The following is a 21204-nucleotide window of genomic DNA, read 5'->3' on the forward strand; positions in this document are numbered from 1 at the left end:
TCAGTCTTTCTGCAGGCAGCCTAACTTGAAAGGTGCTGTGGCCTAGGAACCTACCTGCGGCGGGACAGCAGCAAGCAATAATTAGCCTGGGGGAATTCCACAGAGATCCATTTTCCCTGAATCCAACCAAGCTTTAATTGCACGAATATCCGAGGCTCGGAACAACTCGTGCTCAGCCTGCTGTGATATTTGCACCTCTAGTTCGGCTGTCCGCGTTTTGCTATACGAGAATGGAATCGATTCTATTTGTAGAGGTCTGTTAATAAATACACCGTACGCATAGCGCTGGGCAAGTTCGATTTGCTGCAAGGAGGGGGGGGAGAGTTTGTCGATGTCGCTGAGGAGCTGAAGATATTCTTCTCGTGATTCGATGTCGTGCGTAAATCCAAGACGATCATAGCGACCAGTTCCTGCCGTAATGACATTCAAACCGAAGGTAGCTGCTTCGATGCCAACGGTTCCTCGAACCGTCAGACATACATCGCCGATGGTAAAAACGGAAAGAGTAGAAATATCGGTATCCGCCGGCAGTACGCGTATGTGCTGCGGTACCGGGCCAAACCTTGCCAGAACCTCCAGTTCAGCAAACATCTTACTGGAGCCATCGCGGATATTTTTCACGACGTTTGCCGGATGAACTTTGATAACCCAGTTGACGTGATCTAGTCTCCAGGCTGCTTTAACCGTTTCTGCAAACCATTCCTCATAGTCATGGAAAACATCGTTTCCCCAAAAAAAAGTGGCATCCCAAAAAATATGGGGAAAAAGTAGTACAGTCTTCTTCTGATTATTAAATCCCAGGCGCTGTTTCAACTTGGCACGATCGAGAAGCGCCGTGTTATGTTGTGTTGCAACTTCTCCATACCATTGCCCAGTTTTGTAGCAATGTTCAATTTCATTTTGAACCGCAGTAAATTTCTGTTGGTCCCATGGCATTGCTTGCAACGCCTGCCATGTTTCCTGAGCAAGTGATGCAGGGTGAACATTTGAATTTTCCTGCCCATATCGCTTCAATAATAGTGCGTTGTCCTTGTGAGCTGCGTTGAATGTGATCGGTTGAATGCCGCTCTGAATACAAGCTTCAAACAGTGGTCCTTCAGGTGTATAGCCGCGGTCGACGAAAACAACGAGTTTTGGCGACCATTGTGCAAGGAGTGCTTTGCTCGCGGATGCGTGATTTAAGCAACGTTGTAGTGCAACTTGCATGTGCAGGTTGATAGTTTGATCCTGGATATCTATGTGGCCGGAACGCAGTTGGCGCATCAGTGTGGAGACGGCATACTTACCCACCATCAGACCGTTCCACGTCAAATTCAATACATCATCCTGTGTCATACAATTTGCTAACGCTGCAAGCAGCCGAGGTATATCTGGGTTGTCGGCATAGTCATCCCAAAATGCAAAACGCTTTATACCGCATGCCTCATAAAGCATGCGTTCATCATTGGCGTCTCGAGAGGGCAAAATGATAATTGGAGACAGCCCATGTGCTATCACGCCTGCAATAACCGGCAGTTGCTGTACGACGTAGCGGGTTCCTCCCATTGCGATAAACAGGGCGTTGCCTTCCGTTTGAGAGATCTGTCCCTCAATTTGCTGCCGAACCGATTGCAGTCGGCTAGAAAGGGAGTTTAGATCTGCAAGATTCCTCTTTCGCTGCGCTCGTAGGTTGGGAGAAATGCGTGATCGGGCGGCTCGGGCGATTTTACCCAAGCCAAGTTTCTTAATAATGTGAACAGCGTTTTCTTTGATTAACGGATTCACAATGCACTTTCTGTCTGTTCTGCAGATATGAAGCTCACTATACTGCTAGCTAAATTAATTTCTTCTCATAATTGCATCAGCAAGCTTTAAATCTTCTGGTGTATTGATATCAAAACCTTCAATGGCAGATATAGGGATGCCCAGCACTTTACATCCGAGAATGGAGCCTGTGCTCTCCAGCGCTGTCGTTCTCGTCAGATATAACGCACTATTTTCTTCAAAAAGTGGTTGACGGTCTTGTTGGCGCCTAGGGGCATCAGGGAATAGGCGCCTAAATTGACCATCGGCATCATATAGCCAAAAATCCCCTCTATTTTCCGTCACGGACATGATGCAGTCGATATCTTGCGCTACGCAATCCAATGCTTCGACAAAACGGCGAATGATTTCGGCTGTTCGAAACGGCGAGGTTGGCGGCAGCGTCATGATCCAATCCGGGAAGTACCCCTCCTCCCGAACGGTGTGTAAGGCATGTAGCAGAGCAGACTCGGTCGAGGCGTTGTCTACACAGATTTCCTTGGGACGATGAAGCGCTCGAACCCCTGCTCGGGCCACAGTAGCAGCGATGTCATCGTCATCTGTGGAGACGATGACATTGTCAGCCAGATTTGTTTCCTTTATGGCCTCCAGGGTGTAGGCCAGTAACGGCTTTCCAGCCAATAAGGCGATATTTTTTTTGGGAATGCGTTTTGATCCCCCCCTAGCGGGGATAATGATGAGAATATCCATTATTTGGGTGCGATGATCACTTGATTCAATACGTCGTTTAATGTAATAACGCCTGTTAAATGGAAGGCCTGATCCAATATCGGAATGAGACTAATTCCATGCGTCTTAGCCAGTTCAAGTGCTTCAACATAGTTCGGCTCTCGGAGAAATTTGAAACTAAGGCTGACCCATCCCTCAAGCGGTGAATGCAAGTCAGCGCCATGCAGGAGTGCCCGCATGACGTCCCCTTCAGAGATAACGCCGATTACTTTGTCTCTGGATACCACAATCGCACAACGACTGCGGTTCTCCTTAATGACCTGTACGGCATCGATCAGGCGGGCCTCACTGGGAACAACAAGGGTAGCTAGAGCCTTATCCATGCAATGGTTCCTAATAAGTAAGTTTCTTGATGAGAAGCTGGTCGTCAATGGCAGTAGTGCGAAGTACATCCAAAATCCGCGCTGCCGATCGCCCATCGCCGTAGGGGTTTGCCATACCGTTTAGCTTTGCGCGAAATTCTGGAGAGATCGCGTGTTTGATCGCTTGCTCTATCGCGTCACTGTTAAACGGCACATCGATGACATTGATGCCTCGTACACGATCCGCCTGGCGCCTTCCAATATTTACTGCAGGTGTTTCATACGTCGGAGCCTCCAAAAGTCCTGAACTAGAGTTACCGACGATTGCCTTGCAGTGCTTCAATAATCCAAGGTATGTCGACCGAGTCAAATTATCAAATATATAAGTATCGATGCCTCTCGCCAGTAATAGCTCGCGCCTAACGGCATGCGAACCAGCATCGTTGTTGGGCAGTATCCATATCTTCCGCATATCGAATTTTTGCAGAGCGGCTATCAACTGAGTCACTTGGTCCGCCGCAAGATCCATCTCTTCTGTGACGGGATGCTGTACGACTAGAAGATATGGTGCATCGAGGTGTATACCCAGCTCATGTAGCAAAGCTTTGCGTTCTGGTAGGACACAGGCTACAAGTTCATCTAATTGTGGAGCACCAACGTTATGAATGCGAAAAGGCTCTTCCCCCAGCTTGCATAGCCGATCTGCTGCGTCTTGGTTTGCCGCTAGATGAAGATGAACAAATTTGCCAATAGCATGTCTTGCTACGCCATCGATATTACCAGATCGCTCTCCCGCTTGGATGTGGGCAACGGGCGTATATGTGTACGCAGCCGCGATTGCCCCCATCAGTTGCTCCCCTCTATCGCCGGCCAAGATAACCCAATCGGGTTTTTCGCGGTGGATGGTATCGATGAAAGAAGTCAGAAAGACACCAAGCGACTTTACCATGGTGAAATGGTTGTGCCCTTCTAACGACATGAAGAGCTCATCGGACACCACATAGCCATCATCGACGATCTCATCGACGAGCCGGCCATGCTGCGACAGCAAAAGCATGTTGGTCGCACAGATGTTGTAGTCGATATTCTGAGTGCGGCACAGATCGATAATCGGTCGAATGTAGCCCCACTCGCCACGAGAACCATTTAGAAATAGGAGTTTCAAGCCAAACCCTTCCCACTCATTTATATCATTCGTCCAGGTCAGCCCAGGAAATCAGGGTGTTCGCCGGAATGTCTTTGATTACCTTTTTCCCAATGACATTATCCATCTGATGCGCGGGGATACCGGTTCCAGGGCGTTTGGACCAAATGTCATCTTGCTGAATGACTTCACCTGCAGCGATAGGACGTAGCGATACGATGCTGCGGAAGGCCCACGTCCTGATGGACTTTTCTTTCGATTGAACGCGTTTCTCTGTACCTAGGCTTACTTCGATTTTTCGTACCCCTTCGACGAGTTTTGCCAACTCGTCGAACTCGATGGAGACGGATTGATCCGGGCCCGGTTGACTCTTATCCAAGATCACGTGCTTTTCCAATACGCGAGCGCCAAGAGCCGTTGCAGCGAAGCAAGTGTAAAGATCAGGGGTATGATCGGAGTGACCGATAACAGCCTTGGGATAGCGCTTTATCATCTCGGTGATGACCCCCAGGTTGAGGTCTTCATATACCGGTGGGTATTCACTGAGGCAGTTCATCAATACCAGCGGTACGTCGCGGTTAGCCAGTGCATTGTAGGTTCTATCGATTTCCTCAAGTGTGCACATGCCGGTGGAGACAATCATCGGCTTACTCATTTGTCCGATGCGGACAAGCGATGGGATATCGGTCATTTCACCAGATCCGATCTTGAATGCGGGAACGAGAGAATTAATCTCTTGTGCAGCCTTTAAGGAAAAGGGGGTGCACATGTATAAGATGCCTACTTCGTCGCAGTAGCTTTTTAGCTCGCGATGTTGCTCTAGAGTCAGTGCGTATTTCTTAAGAAATTCGTAAAGAGGTTCTTGAAAGTTATCCGACATGGGAGTGTCAGGAAGCATTTCCTCATCAGGAAGATGGTGCTGAAATTTGATCGCATCGGCCCCTGCGCGTTTGGCTTCACGGATCATTTCTTTGGCTGTGGCGATATTGCCAAGGTGGTTGTCACATCCCTCGGCAATAATAAATACCGGATTATGATAGCCAATTAGGCTGTTTTGTATCTTAATATGCATGTGATGACCTCAGTGCTGTAGAGGGTAGGTCCCATGGTCAATGACGTGATGACTGCACATCAAGTGTGACGTGGCTTCATCCTATAATAAAAATTTGCGAAATTTCTACGCATCATCCAAATAATCATGATGTATGCGGAGATTAGCAATAATGCTCTTGTTGAAAATGAATATTCTTTTTGAATAAAAAAAATGTTGGCAAATGCCGAAAAAATCCCTCCGCCATACACCCAATAATCAGAAAATGGTAATTTTGTTATTCTCTTTGTTGCAATATATTGTCCAATTTTATGTAGAAAGACTTGGATATACATAGAAATAATTGCGCCCCAAACCCCAAAATGAGGGACCAGTAGAAAAAGAGACAGAAATGCGATGCCAATGGATGCCGTATTCAAGTTTGCGTATAGATTGCCCAATCCGCGGCCAAGCAGAAGCATGGCATGTGTTTTGGCCGCAGTTTGCAGCAACAGTACGATGAGCAAGGCGACCGTATAGGACGCAGCATCGGTAAATTTGCCATGTGTGAGAAACGCTATCACGTCTCTTCCAATAAAAGCAAAGCCGATACAGACGCAGGCAACAAAAATCTGAACTATGTCCCACACTTCTTGTGTGACTGCAAAAGTAGGTTGAGGCAGCTTTGCCTCTTCCAAGGCTGTTGGCAAGACTCCTCGAGACAGCGCATTGAGCAGCGTCATGGTTGCATTTTTGTAATACTGAGCATGACTGTACAGACCCAATGCCGCAAAGCCCGCAAATCCAGCCAAATAGGAGCGTTCAAAGGCCAGCTTTCCATTTTCTGCGATGGATGCACTTACCGCGGATGTAGAACCAGCACATGCTTTGGGTAGCCACATTTTTAATGAAGAGAGGCTGGTAGGACGCAAAAATAGAACGATGGCAGAAAACGTCCCTAGTGCAGCGGCTGCGATAAATCCATAAAAAAGAGCGTTATCATTTTCGCCGAGAGAAAATATACAAAATGAAACGACGGCAATGTTGATGAGTGCTTGCGCGAACGTTAGGATCGCATAGGTCTTTGCCTTGCCCTCAATCCCCAGGATTTCTACACTTGCTGTCCACATGGCGTTCAGAACGCCCGCAAGCAGTGCCAGGAGCAGCGACTTTCGTCCAAGATAGTCTTTGCCAAATAAATTGGATGCTTGAGTGTAGAGAGGGTAGATGAACACAAGGCAAAGCAAACCCACTAACAAAGACGCAGTTAGTACGGCTGATAAATAGTGAGTTCGGTCTCTCCCCTCCAAAATCGATAACTGGTGTGGCAAGCTCAATGTCGATGTGGCCCCTGCTACACCCGAAATCAATCCCGCAATAGTCGCTCCAAGTGCAAATGCACCAAAATGAGAAGGGCCTAGCCGAGTGGTGTAAAGTGGAAGAGCGGCTAGGCTGATCAGCGGTACTCCTATTGAGGAAAGAAAGTACCAAGTCGTTCGGTTTGCAACTGACATAATTATAGGTGGTTACTTAAATTTTCCCATATTTGCTATTTGAATAGCCGATAGATCATCTAGCCAGCATTGTAATAGCTCAAGCTCTTCTTCGCCGACAAAATCAGCTTCAATCAACATCTCATAACAAGTTCGAAGATTACGTCCGATCGCATGTTTTCCCTTTTCTAACTTTAGTACAGAAAGGTTTTCAACTATCAGTTTGTTGCCAAGATAACCCGAAATTTCATCTGAAAAATCACGCATCAAGTTATGCTCATTGCGTTCTTGCCATACTGTCGCGTCATGGAAGAGAATATCCCAGCCACACTCCCAGGCGATGCGTTGAGCGACTAACGAGCGCCATATATCGGTCATGCGGAAGCTGCATTTTGCCGGCAAATATAGAAGTGGAAATGCATCTGACCACCATGTTGTATTTTGGCTGTTAAAGGGACACCAAGTGCCATCGGCTAATGCAACGCTCCTCCCTTTCGCAAAGTTTTGTGGTAGTGGGAACAGCAAGCGATAAATGGCATCGACGTCCGGGTTCTCATCTGCGAGCCCCTGTTGGATCGGACAATCACGTTTACCAATTTCCAGAGCTTGATACTCTGCAGCATTGTCCCGGACATGGTCGAGGGGGAACCCTCTTGGCCAGATAAGGGCATCGCTAAAATAACGATATGTATTGGTCCACCCTCCATTCTTCAAAAATGGTGTATTTTGTATTCGGGTACGACTGTTCCAAAATTCTGCTGTCGGAAGATTGTCATCATCTGTCTCGACAATGAGCTCTGCTCCTTGTTGTGCTGCAATAAGATAGCCAATATTCTTGCGCGCATAATGTCCGACTGGACATTGTTTTGCATAAGAAAAATTTGTATCAAGTTGAGATTGAAGCGAATAAAAATGGGCGCCATCACAATTAAATTCGCTAGGGCTTTTTTTGTCGCCGATAACTATAAAATTCCAGCCATGATTTTTTGCGCCATTGGATAAATCTTGAATGGCTCTATTGGGGGAGTTGATGGTGGTGACAATTAATGCAGTGTTAAGCATGGTTTCTCTATTTTGCAAGGAGGTTAAGCAGCGATGCTGAAGCATTAATTGCAGAGTAGTGTTCCTCAAAAAATGCCCTCGCTTTTTTTCTTAAAGCTACCAAATTTTCTCGGCTAGGCATTCTTGCAATTAAACTTGCATAGTCGGCAGCCGAATCAGCTTGCCAGACAGCAGGGCATGCCCGAAGTTCGGGCATGTTGTAAAAAACAGAGGGATGAACAATGCAGATATTTCCGGCCCCAAGTGCTGCACATACGCGGGTTCTAACACCAACAGGATAATTCATGGGTAATATGAATATATCTCCTTTTTGTAGTTCTTCTTCAAAAGAATCTACCCTCCCCAAAACGCTGATCTCTCTATATTGCCTGGCTTTGAGTAGGAAGCTTTCCGGGCATTTTCCAATCAAACGTAGCTCAACATTATTTTTTCCGAATTTTTCCCGGAGAGCTGGAATAATTCCATCGAATATAATGGTAATCGACTGCTTGGATGCAGTGCCAGCTAATGTGCCTCCAAAGTAGATAATGGGTTTTTCATTGTCCTGTACTTTGTCATAAAACTCTGTGACAGGCAAAAATGGCCTTAAATCAAGGACGCGGCGTGTAAGATGTCTACTCCACATTTTAGCATGACCAGATCCAAACATTGCTACTTGTTCATTAACGGATAGGCCTCTGAAATATAATATTTCTGTTATGCCCAATAGGCCTGCTTTTAGCTTGTTTAGAGGCTTTCTCCATGGGGTGGAATGCCATAATCGCTTGCCTGCAGGATCACCTAAAATGACAATTTTTTTAGTCGCACTGATCTGGTGAATTAAGGAGATTGGTAGAGAGTCGAATGCGATTGCGGCATCATATACATCGCTGTAGGACGAACACTGAGACAAATTATCCATTTCTGAAACGGCTGCAAGATTGAAGCCGCCAAGAAATCGTCGGTATCGATTACACGGTTTCGCATGGAAGTTCAACTCTTGGCGACGCAGACGATATTCGGATGCCCCAAAATCAAATGATTGTTCCCAATCGGGCTCTTCTCCTTCTGGACAAAGAGCTAAATAAGATACCGACCAACCTCTTTCGAGCGCCGCTTGCACGAGACCACACATCACGGCATTTCCTGCGGATCCATTCGATATCAAGCGGCCCATTGCAATCACAAGTAAATGCATTATTTTTTCCTAGCACTTTATATGCTGAGAGAAAATTTCAATATACTTGCGGGAGGTTTCCTCGCGCAAAGCCAGCAGCCGCTCCTGCTCCTCCGCTTCAGATTGTATGCCTTGTTCAATTTCGTGTTCAAGTTGGTCCGGGGTCACTTCGTCGACATAGTGAGCCTTCAGTCCCATTAGCTCCAAAGTACCTAACCGAGTGTCAGTGCCGATGGCAATGACAGGCAATCCTACGCCGGCCATCGGAATTGCTGCATGGATGCGCGAGGCCAGTCCTGCCTTACCGTGCATGATGATCGATGCGTACTCATCAAGTGTAGTGGGTTGCAGCCGAGGGATATTGACGCGTACTTGCTGGGCGTGACGCGCTTCCGCCTGGTTATGGCACAGGAAGACGACCTTATGCCGTTTCTGTAAGCGTGTGACTAACTCAGCGACAACGACTCGCCAACGATCAATATCGACGGGTTGTCCCCAGGCGCTATTGGCTCCAGACATTTGATAATTGATTACGATATGGCGATCCGCGAGTGGTGGACGTTTGGCCAAGCGCTCAAATTTTCTTCCACTGACCAATGCACCGCATGGTATGAGCGGTGCATTGCGACCAAGTGCTTGCCACAGTTGCTGTGCATAGGTATCGCGAACCGTAGAAACGGTTGAGTATGAGAACAGGCGCTTGAAGTATGCTTTATCCGCGTCGTCAAATGCTTCTGCGGGTGTGCTTGGCAATGATTTGAGTGCAAATCCACCCGAACCCACGCCGCAATCGAAAGTCGGTACCCCGTGATGATGAAATGCGCCGAGCTGATGGTGGAACATCAAGCACATCTCTGGGGTGCTGCCTACGCCCCGAACAATGCTAGGCCCACCGCAAGTGATGGCACCTGAATAGTTTTGCAGGTGGGGCGCTGCAGGCCAAAATTTTTCACACATGGCCGGAGAATTTAGCCACCTTCTTAAGGTTTTGATGCGTCCATGTGGGATTTTGTCCAACCAGTGAAGCCAGTGTCCAGTTGGGTAGATAGAAAAGAACTTGTGCTGTTCTATGTGATTGATATCTACCTTGCCATCAAACATTTCATTGACGATCTCTTCAAAGCCAACCGACATGAATAAATGGCCAATATTGCCGATTCTATGGGACAGCAGTGCGATTTTTGCGTTAGCCATATCGTTTCATGATTCTATCTGTAACAAAATTTCCGTAATCAAAATTTTTTCATTTTACTAATAAAATGAAGTTCGTATTCAGCTAGGCGATGACTTGAGACGCCAAATTCATAAGTCTGGCTCTTGTGTGTAAAAAAATGCTGCAGCATGCATTGTCAATAATTTCAATTGAATGACAATATTTTTCCAGACAGCAAAAAGTAAGAATTTTGCCTAAATGAATTTTGAAATAATAATTACAGGCTCTCCTTGTAGTATTCATTGTACCATGCGACAAATTTTTCAATTCCTTCTTGAACCGTTGTCGCAGGTTTGTAATCAAATTGTTCTACGAGGTCGTCAACATTGGCCGATGTATCGGCAACATCTCCGGGTTGAAGAGGTAGCAACTCCATTGTTGCCTTCTTGCCTAGTGCGTCTTCAATCGCCTTGATGTAATCGAGAAGAGCTACAGGGCTGTTGTTTCCAATGTTATAGATGCGCCATGGCGCTTTGCTGGCCGCTGGATCGGGCGAGTTGCCGTCCCAATCGGAGCTTCCCTGGGCCGGCTTGTCGAGTACGCGGATGATACCTTCGACAATATCGTCTATGTAGGTGAAATCCCGACGGTGATTGCCATAGTTAAAGACCTGTATCGGCTCTCCTGCGTGAATGGCCCTAATGAATTTGAACAGAGCCATGTCAGGCCGTCCCCATGGACCATAGACAGTAAAAAAGCGCAATCCCGTTGTCGGCAACCCAAAAAGATGGCTATAGGCATGGGCCATTAGCTCATTCGACTTCTTGCTGGCCGCATATAAGCTTAATGGGTGATCCACATTTTGATGTGCCGAAAACGGCAAGGCCGTATTTGCACCATAGACGCTTGAGCTGCTGGCATAGACCAGATGTTCTATCTTGGCGTGACGGCAAGCTTCCAAAATGTTGGCAAAGCCGACGATGTTGCTGTCTATGTAGGCCTGTGGATTTTCAAGTGAGTAGCGGACACCCGCTTGAGCCGCAAGATTGACTAGGCGGCTAGGCTGATGAGTGAAAACCGCTTCCTGCAGAGCTGCGCGGTCGGAAATGTCGATTCGCTCATGCTTGTAATTCGGGTGGTCGTGATAGCGCGCAAGCCGTGCTTCTTTGATTGCTGGGTCATAGTAGCTGTTATGGTTATCAATCCCGATAACCGTATCTCCACGCTCTAATAATTTTAGAACAAGAGCAGAACCAATAAATCCAGCTGCGCCAGTGACAAGTACCTTCATTTATCTTCACCATGCAAATTATTCGCTTATCGGTCAAACAATACTGCTAGGCCACCGTGCGAAGAAATAGAATAACGAATCGGGAAATGATTATTCGTGATAATTCATGGTGCGGTAGCCATGATTTTTCACCAGCGCATCACATTTGGCACTATTAACATCCTCCCTGACCATCTCTGCTACCAGCTCCTCAAAACTGGTACGAGGAGTCCAGTTAAGAAGTTTCCGTGCTTTGCCTGCATCGCCCAGAAGTGTTTCCACCTCGGTCGGGCGGAAGTAGCGCTCATCCACGGCAACGATGCACTTACCGGACAAATCGTATCCCTTTTCATTCACTCCATGGCCGCGCCACGTAATGGCTATGCCGGCCTCCTTGGCTGCGGCATTGACGAAATCTCGGACACTGTACTGGATCCCGGTTGCGATCACGAAATCTTCTGGCTTATCTTGCTGGAGCATGAGCCACTGCATCTCGACGTAATCTCTCGCGTGTCCCCAGTCTCGTTTTGCATCAAGATTTCCCAGGTACAGACAATCTTGCAATCCTAGGCTAATCCGCGCGATTGCTCGAGTAATCTTTCTGGTGACAAAGGTCTCTCCTCGGATTGGGCTTTCATGGTTAAAGAGGATACCATTGCAGGCATACATGCCGTAGGCTTCTCTGTAATTCACCACAATCCAGTAACCATAGAGTTTTGCCACCGCGTAGGGGCTGCGCGGATAAAATGGCGTGGTTTCTCTCTGGGGTGTTTCTTGCACCAATCCATACAGCTCACTTGTAGAGGCTTGATAGAAGCGTGTTTTCTTTTCTAAGCCCAGAATCCGGATGGCCTCTAATACTCGCAATACTCCCAGCGCATCTGAATTGGCCGTGTATTCTGGTTCTTCAAAGCTGACGGCCACGTGGCTTTGTGCTGCTAGGTTGTAAATTTCATCGGGTTGTGTTTGTTGGATGATCCGAATCAGGGAGGATGAGTCAGTCATGTCTCCGTGATGTAAAAAGAAGCGAACATCCGTTTCATGGGGATCTTGGTAAAGATGATCAATGCGATCAGTATTGAAAAGACTTGTCCGTCTTTTCAAACCATGCACGATATAGCCTTTTTCAAGCAGTAATTCCGCAAGATATGCCCCATCCTGGCCTGTAATGCCGGTTATCAAGGCTGTTTTCCGTGTGGACATAAAATGAATCCTGATTAGTCTTTTCGTGTGTTGTGACTCAAGAAATCGTTATAGGTGCTGGTTAGTCCATCTTCCAATGAGATTCCAGGCGCCCAGCCAAGCTGCTTAATTTTTGAATTATCCATCAGCTTGCGCATCGTGCCATCTGGCTTTGTCGTATCAAAAACAATATCTCCGGCATACTGGACAATATGAGCAATAATTTTGGCAAGATCTGCAATTGAAATATCACTGCCGGAGCCTACATTGATGTGGCTCTGCATGGGGAAGGTTGCTCTCGAATAAATTTCTTTATCCAAATTCATGATGTAGATGCTAGCCTCTGCCATGTCGTCAACATGCAGTAGTTCTCTCCTCGGTAGACCTGTTCCCCATACTGTTACCGATTGTGCATGTGATAGTTTTGCCTCATGGAAGCGCCGGATCAATGCAGGGACGACGTGGGAATTCTCTTTATGGTAATTGTCTCCTGGGCCGTATAGATTGGTCGGCATGACACTCCGATAGTCTATACCACGCGTGGCACCATACTGACGGTTGAAGCTCTCGCAAAGCTTGATACCGGCGATTTTTGCAATTGCATACGGCTCATTTGTCGATTCTAAAGGACCAGTGAGTAGTGCGGACTCACTAATGGGCTGAATTGTATCTTTAGGGTATATACAACTGGAGCCAAGAAAAAGTAACTTCTTTACACCTGTCTGAAATGCTGCATTGATGATATTGGATTCAATCATCAAATTTTCAAAAATAAATTCTGCTGGGTAGGTGTTGTTCGCATGAATGCCGCCTACCTTGGCCGCAGCTAAATATACCTGATCTGGGGTTTCTCTCTCGAAAAAATCAAGAACAGCTTGCTGATTAGTTAAATTTAGTTCTTCTCGCGTTTTGCAAAGAAGCTGCTCTGCGGAGTGACCTTGAAATAGTAGTTTCTTCCTAATGGCGGAACCAACCATTCCTTTGTGGCCAGCAATGTAGATTTTGTGTCTCATTGAGGTAAGGCTCTTCCATAAGTATCTTCGACCCGGACGATATCATCTTCCTCTAGATAGCTGCCAGATTGTATTTCGATGATTTCCAGCTCAACTTTGCCTGGGTTTCGCAAGCGGTGTAGTTTTCCAATAGGGATATACGTCGATTGATTCTCGGATAGCAGAAAGGTGTCGTCGCCACAAGTTACTTCTGCGGTGCCCTTAACGACGACCCAGTGCTCCGCCCGATGATGATGCATCTGAAGACTCAGTGAAGCCCCCGGCTTGACCCCGATCCGTTTGACCTGAAAGCGGTTCGCTTTAGATATGCTGTCATACCAGCCCCATGGGCGGGCAACCTTGCGGTGTGTAATGGCTTGGGGGTATTGAGCTTTCTCTAGAATATCAACGACGTCCTTGACTTTCTCGACATAATCACAATGTGCGACTAGCGTGGCATCTGGTGTGTCGATAATGAGCAGCTGCTCCGTGCCTATTGCAACTACTGGGCGATGATCTGCGTGGATGAAGGTATTTTTTGCGTAAAGGGAAACGCCCTTTCCATGGATACGATTACCATCAGCATCGGCTGGGATGAGGTCGGCTACGGCATTCCAGCTACCAACGTCGCTCCACTGGCCAGAATATGGGATGACCGATACATTGTGAAAATGTTCCATAACAGCATAATCTATGCTTTGCGAGCGGCAATCGGATAGTGGTGATGCATCTGGGCGAATCAGGTTGTGTCCTTTTTCGGGAGTTTCTTGTGTTGCCTTCTGCATGGCGGTTCGGCAGGCGGCAAGAATATCAGGAGCAAGCTGCTCCATTGCGCCGATCAACACATCAGCTTTGCAGAGGAAAATCCCCGCATTCCAAAGGGCATCCCCCTTTAGTAGCAACTCCTCGGCGGCCTTGCGATTGGGTTTTTCAATGAAGCGCTGCACTTTGTAGCAGTGCTCTGTGGCTTGTTGACCCCGCTGAATATAGCCATAAGCGGTGTTAGGGAAACTTGGTACAATCCCAAACGTCACAATTGATCCGTTTAGTGCTGCGTCCACACCCGTTTTAACGGTTTCTATGAAGGCATCCGTGTCCGCGATGTGGTGATCTGCAGGACAAAACAGCAGCAATCCTTGGCAATGTATGGCCGCAAGCGCCATGGCGGCGGCCGTGTTTCTAGAGTGGGGTTCCAGGATGATATCGTACAACTGTGCCGTACGTTGAAAGGCTTCAGACACCAGAAATTGATGCGGTTCTGCGGCTACCGCCACGATGGGGGAATTGAACGGCGTGAGTCTTTCTATGGTTAACTCAAGGAGACTTTTTTCACCCACCAGTGGAACGAACTGCTTGGGATAACTGCGTCGTGACAATGGCCAGAGTCGAGTGCCCGAGCCGCCGCACAATATAACAGGTATGATTTGGGTGTTTTCCATAGGTGAGTAATAGCTTTGGGTGTGCCTATATGAACGGGCTGGGTCAAACGTAAGGGTGGGCTCAACTTTCCTGTGAATTCCATCCTCTGTCAAGAAGGCCCAGGGCCCCGTGCTGAACCGAGCAGATACGAGTTCAGGTATTGTACTGTAGTTTGCGTCGTAGAATTGGAAAATGGAGAGGTTGGCGCTGCCGCGAGCCCTGGCTAAGGCGGTAGTGATTGCGCAGATACACTGGGCACACTCATGCAGTGTGGATGCCAGAGTCGTGGATGTGGATTAAGAACTGTCTGTCTTCTTCGTTATTTGCTGGTGCAAGCGTTTCAGCTCAAAAGTGATGAGCGTGTATCAGATCTAGCTGGCATCGATCAGGTGCTGGTGTGCACATGGGGTTGTTCAGTGTATGAAGTTCGCTTTACTCCGCTTGGAGAAATGCTCGGGTGACGCGATACCTGCGGCTATGTGCTCACGGGGGGGGGCTCCACCAAAAATGATGATCGTGTGGGGCTTTTTGTGAATTATTTTTTGAGGTGCGCATGAATTATCTGTCTTTGATTGGTAGATCCACCCCTCTTTTCATGGAAGATATACAAAGATATCAGAGCGAATTAAAAGATTTAGTCTCTGATGCGCGATTTCTTGTTGTTGGCGGAGCAGGGTCAATTGGGCAGGCTGTGGTCAAGGAGATTTTTAAAAGAACCCCTAAAGTTTTGCATGTTGTTGATATCAGCGAAAACAATATGGTAGAACTGGTTAGGGAGATAAGAAGTTCGCTTGGATACATTGATGGTGATTTTCGGACATTTGCCGTTGATTGCGGAAGTTTGGAATTTGATGCTCTTTGTAAAATGCATGGGCCTTATGATTACATATTCAATTTGTCGGCATTGAAGCATGTGCGGAGTGAAAAAGATCCATTTACTTTGATGCGGATGATTGATGTGAATATATTTAATACAATAAAAACAGTAAGAGTTGCAAAGAGCTTTGCAGCAAAAAAATATTTTTGCGTTTCGACGGATAAGGCCGCCAACCCAGTTAATATGATGGGGGCAAGTAAGAGAATTATGGAGAAATTCTTGATGCGGGAAAGCCGTGACCAAATGGTGTCAACGGCCCGGTTTGCCAATGTTGCGTTCTCTGATGGCTCTCTATTGCATGGATTTCATCAGCGATTTGCCAAAAGACAGCCCATCTCTGCGCCTTCTGATGTTAGAAGGTATTTTGTTACTCCACAAGAGTCGGGAGAGCTATGTTTGCTCTCCGGTATGTTGGGTGAAAATCGCGATATATTTTTCCCAAAGCTCAGTGAAAGCCTGCACCTCATTACATTCTCTGAGATTGCAGAAAAGTTTCTTAAAGAACATGGTTTTGAGCCGTTTCAATGTGAAACAGAGGATGAGGCAAGAGTTCGCACTACTGAATTGATTAAAAATAATAAGTGGCCATGCTATTTCTTCACTAGCGACACGACTGGCGAAAAGGACTTTGAGGAGTTCTTCACCTCTGATGAGGATCTGGATTTGGCAAGATTTTCCGGCATAGGTGTGATTCGTTCCTCCATGGCTTATGATGATCACTTGTTGAACTTGTTTGAGAAATCTATTGAGAAGGTAAAGTCAAGAGGGACGTGGGAGAAAAACGAACTGGTTGAGTTTTTTTCCAAACTCATTCCTGAATTTTCGCACAAAGAAACTGGACGGTATTTGGATCAAAGGATGTGACTATGCAACGGTTGTTTGATGTTTTATTGTCTGGCATGGCTCTGTTGATTCTTATGCCTTTACTTTTACCTGTATGCTTCATTTTATTATTGACTGGCGAGCACGAGGTATTTTTTAAGCAAAAGCGAATTGGAAAGGATGGGAGGGAATTTTTTCTCTATAAATTTGCAACCATGCTAAAAAATAGTCCTGCACTGGGGCATGGTACAATTACGGTAAAGGGAGATCCTCGAATTTTACCTGTTGGGAAATTCTTGCGTAAAACAAAATTAAATGAATTACCGCAATTGCTAAATATCTTGTTGGGGGAAATGAGTGTGGTTGGTCCTCGCCCTCTAACGCCTCAAACTTTTTCGGCATATCCTCTGGCTATTCAGCAGGTTGTCGTAAAAGTGAAGCCTGGTCTTTCCGGTATCGGTTCGGTTGTTTTTCGTGCCGAAGAGGATATGCTTTCCAGAGAGGATGCCTCTGTGTTTTATGCGGGTGTTGTCGCTCCGTACAAAGGTGCATTAGAAGAGTGGTTCGTCAGCCATCGCTCGCTTCGGAGCTATTTCCTACTCATTATGATTACTGCTTGGGTTGTGCTCTTTCCTCGCTCTGCACTTGTCTGGCGGTTTTTTCCCAGTTTACCTCTGCCGCCAGATCAGCTGAAACCGTTGCTGAATTACCCTACTTGAGAAGGTCGCGTGGGGTGGCAAATTGTTTGCCACCCATTAGCGGGCAGTCAATGAGGCGAATTCAATTCCAACGGCATCCTTTGTGGACGTGATAATAGGAACCTGCAATGCCGGCCAGGGGATGGCCAAAGTTGGGTCATTCCATCTAATGGTTACTTCGCTGGCTTTGTGCCAATAGTCAGTTGTTTTGTAGGATACCTCCGCCGTGTCCGATAACGTGAGAAACCCATGTGCATAGCCTGTGGGGATCCAAAGTTGCTTTCTATTGGACGCTGACAGCAGTTCTGCATGCCAGCGTCCAAAAGCTGGAGAGTTGGCCCGAATGTCCACTACAACGTCATAAATTTCGCCTGCGAGAACGCGAACAAGTTTGCCCTGCTCGTGGGGAGGGCTTTGAAAATGAAGGCCACGCAGGACGCCTTGCCTAGATTTCGAGTGATTATCTTGAACGAAGGTAACGTCTTCTTTAATCATGCTTCCAAATGTTTTCTTATTGAAACTTTCGTAGAAAAATCCTCTGCTGTCTTCGAAAACTGTTGGAAGGATTAATTTAACATCATCAAGCGATGTCTCGACGATTTTCATTTTCTTGCTCGACAAATTTAATTAGATATTGGCCATAAGCGTTTTTCAGCATCGGAACTGCCAAGCGCTGCACTGCTTCAAGGTCGATATAGTTCATTCGATATGCAACTTCCTCAAGACAGGCAACCTTTAGACCTTGTCTACGCTCTAACGTACAAATGAACTGACTCGCCTCCATCATTGACTCATGTGTGCCCGTATCCAGCCAAGCATAACCGCGGCCAAGGGTTTGCACCTCAAGTTTTTTGTTCGCTAGATAAATCGAGTTTACGCTGGTAATTTCCAGCTCTCCACGTTCAGATGGTGTGACGGTTTTTGCAATGTCTACGATTGTATTGTCGTAAAAATAGAGGCCAGTGACTGCGTAATTCGATTTGGGGTGCGTGGGCTTTTCGACGATGGATATTGCTTTTCCATTTTTATCAAACTCTACGACACCATAGCGTTCTGGGTCATTCACACGATAAGCAAAAATTGTGGCGCCATCGCTTTTTTTTGAAGCTTTTTGCAGTAATTTGGCAAATTCATCGCCATAGAAGATGTTGTCGCCTAGTATAAGTGCGGCAGGCGCACCGTCCAGGAAACTTTCTCCTAAAGTAAACGCTTGAGCCAGGCCATCGGGGCTTGGCTGAACTTTGTACTGCAAGTTGATGCCCCATTGGTGACCGCTGCCAAGTAAGGTTTCGAATCGGGGAAGGTCTTGTGGCGTTGAGATGATCAATATGTTCCGTATCCCAGCAAGCATGAGCGTACTGAGGGGGTAGTAGATCATGGGCTTGTCGTAGATGGGGAGAAGTTGCTTGCTCATCGCGAGCGTGGCTGGATAGAGTCGGGTGCCTGATCCGCCCGCAAGAATGATTCCTTTACGGTGCCTTTTCATCTTTGTCTCGGTTTTGAAAAAATGCTTTTATTTGTGACGTAAAGTGTATCGCTTAAGGACCCTTGAGCCGAGATCCTGGTTGGGGGAAACTTGGCTTTTGCATCCATCTGTCGTATGGTGAGTCCCCGAAATGCTTAGTAGTTTCGCGCGCTGGAGCAACCTTAACCATAGTGCTGAAGATTATTACATGCTGATTATTTTGTGTGCTAGTGCCGTGCTTTCATTTGTCTTGAGTGTTCTGCTGGTACGTTATCAGCATCTTCACTTGCGCTATTCTGCGGATAGCGATCTGGGAGGGGTCCAGAAGTTTCACGGAAGTCCAGTTCCGCGGATTGGCGGCGTTGCGGTCCTTGCCGGAGTAGTACTAGGCAGCGGGGTGGCTAGCTATATGTTGGGAAATCTGAGCTGCCTCGCCGTTCTGTTTGTCGCATTGCCGGCGTTTGCCGCGGGGTTGCTGGAGGACTTAACGAAACGAGTAGGTGTTCGAACCCGGTTGTATGCCACATTTGTCTCAGCACTTCTGGGGGCGATCCTGCTACACGCCACAATACAGCGGGTCGGAGTGCCCATCTTAGACACGATTTTGCAAAGTTCTTGGGTGCTATCTGTGTTGTTTACGATGGTAGCAGTTGGCGGTGTAGCACATTCGGTCAATATTATTGATGGGTATAACGGAGTCTCTGGTAGTGTTTCTGTGCTGATTTTTGGGGCTCTTGGATATGTTTCATTCAAGGTTGGCGATGTCACTCTCGTTGCACTTTCCTTTGCCGCACTGGGTGGTGTGTTAGGTTTTTTACTCTTAAATTATCCGCGTGGCCTGATCTTCGCTGGCGATGGCGGCGCTTATCTCGTCGGCGTTCTCATCGCCGAGCTATCCGTGTTGCTGGTACAGCGCAACCCCCAAGTATCCCCCTGGTTTCCCTTGCTGCTGGTGATTTATCCAGTATTCGAAACCCTGTTTTCGATCTACCGCCGCAAATTTTTGCAAGATCGTGCCATTGGTCACCCGGACGCCTTGCACTTGCACTCGGTGATCTACCGACGTCTGGTACGCTGGATGGTCGGCTCGCGCGAGGCCGAGCATCTGACTCGTCGCAATAGTATGACTGCCCCTTATCTGTGGGTGCTGGCCGCTTTGTCGATTGCGCCAGCAATGTTGTTTTGGCAAAACACTGTGGTTTTGATGATTTGCGTCCTATTGTTTATCTTGCTCTACATCTCGCTCTATCGAATGATCATTCGATTCAAGACGCCGCGCTGGATGGTGATGGCGCAAAAACGAGGTTGTCATCGTTCGGATCCGTGATTTCGGTGTATCTGCTTTTTTGGGCTAAGACTATTCCTACCCACCTTTCAGAGCCGGCAACAATGCCGGCTCCCCTCATCTGATAGCCCTGCCATCCTTCAGTACCCCATAGTTTCCCCGGGGATAAACAGCGGCTGATATGCCGCAGGGTGGACTCATGAAAAAAATCATTGTGATCGATGATCATCCGGTGATCGTTTTGGCACTGCAGACGTGCCTCGAGAGTACCGGCGATCTTTCTGTGGTCGAAGTGTCCAGCAATGGTCAGGATGGTCTGGAGAAGGTCAAGAAGCATCAGCCCGATCTGGTCATACTCGATCTGTTCCTTCCGAGAACGGATGGTTTGGGCATGATACGGCGCATTAAATCCGTCAGCGACAAGATCAAGATCTTGGTGCTGACGGGCCATGAGGAGGGGCTTTATGCGGCCAAGGCCGCCGAGGAGGGGGCTAATGGTTTCGTTACCAAATCGAAGGACATGACCGAAATCGCGAATACGGTTCGGGCGCTGCTTGCCGGGTATAACTGCTTCCCGGCCGCGCACTTGATCGCAGCTCAGGGCAGCAATCCACAGGCGATGAAGGCGAGCGACGCGTTGACGTCGCTGACCGTCAGGGAGCTGGCCATCATGCGTTATATCGCCAAGGGCTATAGCAACAAGGAAATCGCCGCGATGTTCTTTATCAGCCAGAAAACAGTCAGCACCTACAAGGCTAGGGTTTTGACCAAGCTGAAGTTGAAGAACTCGATCGCGATCGCCGAGTATGCGCGGGAGATGGGTGTCGTGTGAGTTTGGCGCTGACTATTCGATTGGGCGTGTCAATTGAAATATTTTTTGTCGTTCGCCCACTTGAAAGGGAGGTTTCGCGCCCATATCATTAGCACTCGCTAGCGTAGAGTGCTAAGCGCTCTGACAAAATGCTGATTTGATTGGTTTTTTAACTTTCAACAGCCACTGGATATCAGGAGAAATCAATGGCAATTCGTCCTTTGCATGACCGTGTTGTGATCAAGCGCCTTGAGGCAGAAGAGAAAACTGCGTCCGGTATCGTGCTGCCTGGCTCGGCTGCCGAGAAGCCGGATATGGGTGAAGTGATTGCCGTCGGCAATGGCAAGATCCTGGAAAACGGCGAGCGCCGTCCGTTGGAATTGAAAGTCGGCAATAAGGTGATTTTCGGCAAGTATTCCGGCCAGACCGTCAAGTTCGACGGCGACGAAGTCCTCGTTATGCGCGAGGAAGACGTGATGGCAATCGTAGAATAACGCTGACGCTGACAGAA

20 protein-coding genes are annotated in these 21204 nt (G+C 47.5%); 5 read left to right on the forward strand and 15 right to left on the reverse strand.

Annotation, left to right across the window (positions count from 1 at the left end):
• Positions 1 to 81: 81 nt before the first annotated feature.
• The 13 genes from DFP86_RS13310 to DFP86_RS13370 form a co-directional block, all read right to left on the reverse strand.
• Complete coding sequence (locus DFP86_RS13310) at positions 82 to 1764, reverse strand: hypothetical protein (protein WP_133682005.1); 1683 nt, start codon at positions 1762 to 1764, stop codon at positions 82 to 84.
• Between the two features lie 54 nt (positions 1765 to 1818).
• Complete coding sequence (locus tag DFP86_RS13315) at positions 1819 to 2493, reverse strand: acylneuraminate cytidylyltransferase family protein (protein WP_133682007.1); 675 nt, start codon at positions 2491 to 2493, stop codon at positions 1819 to 1821.
• Positions 2493 to 2855, reverse strand: a complete 363-nt coding sequence (locus tag DFP86_RS13320) for a CBS domain-containing protein (RefSeq protein ID WP_166642271.1) — start codon at positions 2853 to 2855, stop codon at positions 2493 to 2495. Before DFP86_RS13320 ends, DFP86_RS13315 begins: the two co-directional genes overlap by 1 nt.
• Before the next feature lie 10 nt (positions 2856 to 2865).
• Positions 2866 to 3999 carry a UDP-N-acetylglucosamine 2-epimerase gene (neuC, locus tag DFP86_RS13325; RefSeq protein WP_133682011.1) on the reverse strand — a complete coding sequence of 378 codons (1134 nt, stop codon included), beginning with the start codon at positions 3997 to 3999 and terminating at the stop codon, positions 2866 to 2868.
• 25 nt (positions 4000 to 4024) lie between these two features.
• Positions 4025 to 5050 (reverse strand): N-acetylneuraminate synthase family protein, encoded by a 1026-nt coding sequence (locus tag DFP86_RS13330; RefSeq protein ID WP_133682013.1) that lies wholly within the window; start codon positions 5048 to 5050, stop codon positions 4025 to 4027.
• Between the two features lie 59 nt (positions 5051 to 5109).
• Complete coding sequence (locus DFP86_RS13335) at positions 5110 to 6522, reverse strand: lipopolysaccharide biosynthesis protein (protein ID WP_133682015.1); 1413 nt, start codon at positions 6520 to 6522, stop codon at positions 5110 to 5112.
• Positions 6523 to 6534: 12 nt separating this feature from the next.
• On the reverse strand, positions 6535 to 7563 hold the full coding sequence (locus DFP86_RS13340; protein WP_133682017.1) for an STELLO glycosyltransferase family protein: 1029 nt from the start codon (positions 7561 to 7563) through the stop codon (positions 6535 to 6537).
• A gap of 7 nt (positions 7564 to 7570) precedes the next feature.
• Positions 7571 to 8740: a glycosyltransferase gene (locus tag DFP86_RS13345; RefSeq protein WP_133682019.1), complete on the reverse strand. Its 1170-nt coding sequence runs from the start codon at positions 8738 to 8740 to the stop codon at positions 7571 to 7573.
• 9 nt (positions 8741 to 8749) lie between these two features.
• A complete protein-coding gene (locus DFP86_RS13350) occupies positions 8750 to 9913 on the reverse strand; it encodes a polysaccharide pyruvyl transferase family protein (RefSeq protein ID WP_133682021.1) in 1164 nt (387 codons plus the stop codon).
• A 236-nt stretch (positions 9914 to 10149) separates the two neighbouring features.
• A complete protein-coding gene (locus tag DFP86_RS13355) occupies positions 10150 to 11163 on the reverse strand; it encodes an NAD-dependent epimerase (RefSeq protein ID WP_133682024.1) in 1014 nt (337 codons plus the stop codon).
• A gap of 90 nt (positions 11164 to 11253) precedes the next feature.
• Positions 11254 to 12345 carry a GDP-mannose 4,6-dehydratase gene (gene gmd / locus DFP86_RS13360; protein ID WP_133682026.1) on the reverse strand — a complete coding sequence of 364 codons (1092 nt, stop codon included), beginning with the start codon at positions 12343 to 12345 and terminating at the stop codon, positions 11254 to 11256.
• A gap of 14 nt (positions 12346 to 12359) precedes the next feature.
• Positions 12360 to 13337, reverse strand: a complete 978-nt coding sequence (locus tag DFP86_RS13365) for a GDP-L-fucose synthase family protein (RefSeq protein WP_133682028.1) — start codon at positions 13335 to 13337, stop codon at positions 12360 to 12362.
• Positions 13334 to 14755 carry a mannose-1-phosphate guanylyltransferase/mannose-6-phosphate isomerase gene (locus DFP86_RS13370; RefSeq protein ID WP_133682031.1) on the reverse strand — a complete coding sequence of 474 codons (1422 nt, stop codon included), beginning with the start codon at positions 14753 to 14755 and terminating at the stop codon, positions 13334 to 13336. The genes DFP86_RS13365 and DFP86_RS13370 overlap by 4 nt, the downstream gene beginning before the upstream one ends.
• A 533-nt stretch (positions 14756 to 15288) precedes the next feature.
• On the opposite strand from DFP86_RS13370, the gene DFP86_RS13375 reads away from it, so the two are divergent.
• Both DFP86_RS13375 and DFP86_RS13380 read left to right on the forward strand, forming a co-directional pair.
• Complete coding sequence (locus tag DFP86_RS13375; RefSeq protein ID WP_133682032.1) at positions 15289 to 16476, forward strand: UDP-N-acetylglucosamine 4,6-dehydratase; 1188 nt, start codon at positions 15289 to 15291, stop codon at positions 16474 to 16476.
• A 2-nt stretch (positions 16477 to 16478) separates the two neighbouring features.
• Positions 16479 to 17153, forward strand: coding sequence for a sugar transferase (locus tag DFP86_RS13380; RefSeq protein ID WP_133682034.1), 675 nt, complete (start codon positions 16479 to 16481; stop codon positions 17151 to 17153).
• A 36-nt stretch (positions 17154 to 17189) separates the two neighbouring features.
• Here DFP86_RS13380 and rfbC read toward each other — a convergent pair whose 3' ends face one another.
• Positions 17190 to 17738 (reverse strand): dTDP-4-dehydrorhamnose 3,5-epimerase, encoded by a 549-nt coding sequence (gene rfbC / locus DFP86_RS13385; RefSeq protein WP_133682036.1) that lies wholly within the window; start codon positions 17736 to 17738, stop codon positions 17190 to 17192.
• Complete coding sequence (rfbA, locus tag DFP86_RS13390) at positions 17713 to 18618, reverse strand: glucose-1-phosphate thymidylyltransferase RfbA (RefSeq protein ID WP_133682038.1); 906 nt, start codon at positions 18616 to 18618, stop codon at positions 17713 to 17715. The genes rfbC and rfbA overlap by 26 nt, the downstream gene beginning before the upstream one ends.
• Before the next feature lie 130 nt (positions 18619 to 18748).
• On the opposite strand from rfbA, the gene DFP86_RS13395 reads away from it, so the two are divergent.
• From DFP86_RS13395 to groES, 3 genes are all read left to right on the forward strand, one after another.
• Positions 18749 to 19924: an MraY family glycosyltransferase gene (locus DFP86_RS13395; protein ID WP_243729394.1), complete on the forward strand. Its 1176-nt coding sequence runs from the start codon at positions 18749 to 18751 to the stop codon at positions 19922 to 19924.
• Between the two features lie 157 nt (positions 19925 to 20081).
• A complete protein-coding gene (locus tag DFP86_RS13400; protein WP_166642272.1) occupies positions 20082 to 20714 on the forward strand; it encodes a response regulator transcription factor in 633 nt (210 codons plus the stop codon).
• A 185-nt stretch (positions 20715 to 20899) separates the two neighbouring features.
• The gene (groES, locus tag DFP86_RS13405) at positions 20900 to 21187 is read left to right on the forward strand and encodes a co-chaperone GroES (RefSeq protein ID WP_133682042.1); all 288 of its coding nucleotides are present in this window, start codon (positions 20900 to 20902) and stop codon (positions 21185 to 21187) included.
• Positions 21188 to 21204: the final 17 nt, after the last annotated feature.

The sequence above is a fragment of the Paludibacterium purpuratum genome (assembly GCF_004363805.1).
In the GTDB taxonomy this organism is placed as follows: Bacteria; Pseudomonadota; Gammaproteobacteria; order Burkholderiales; family Chromobacteriaceae; genus Paludibacterium; species Paludibacterium purpuratum.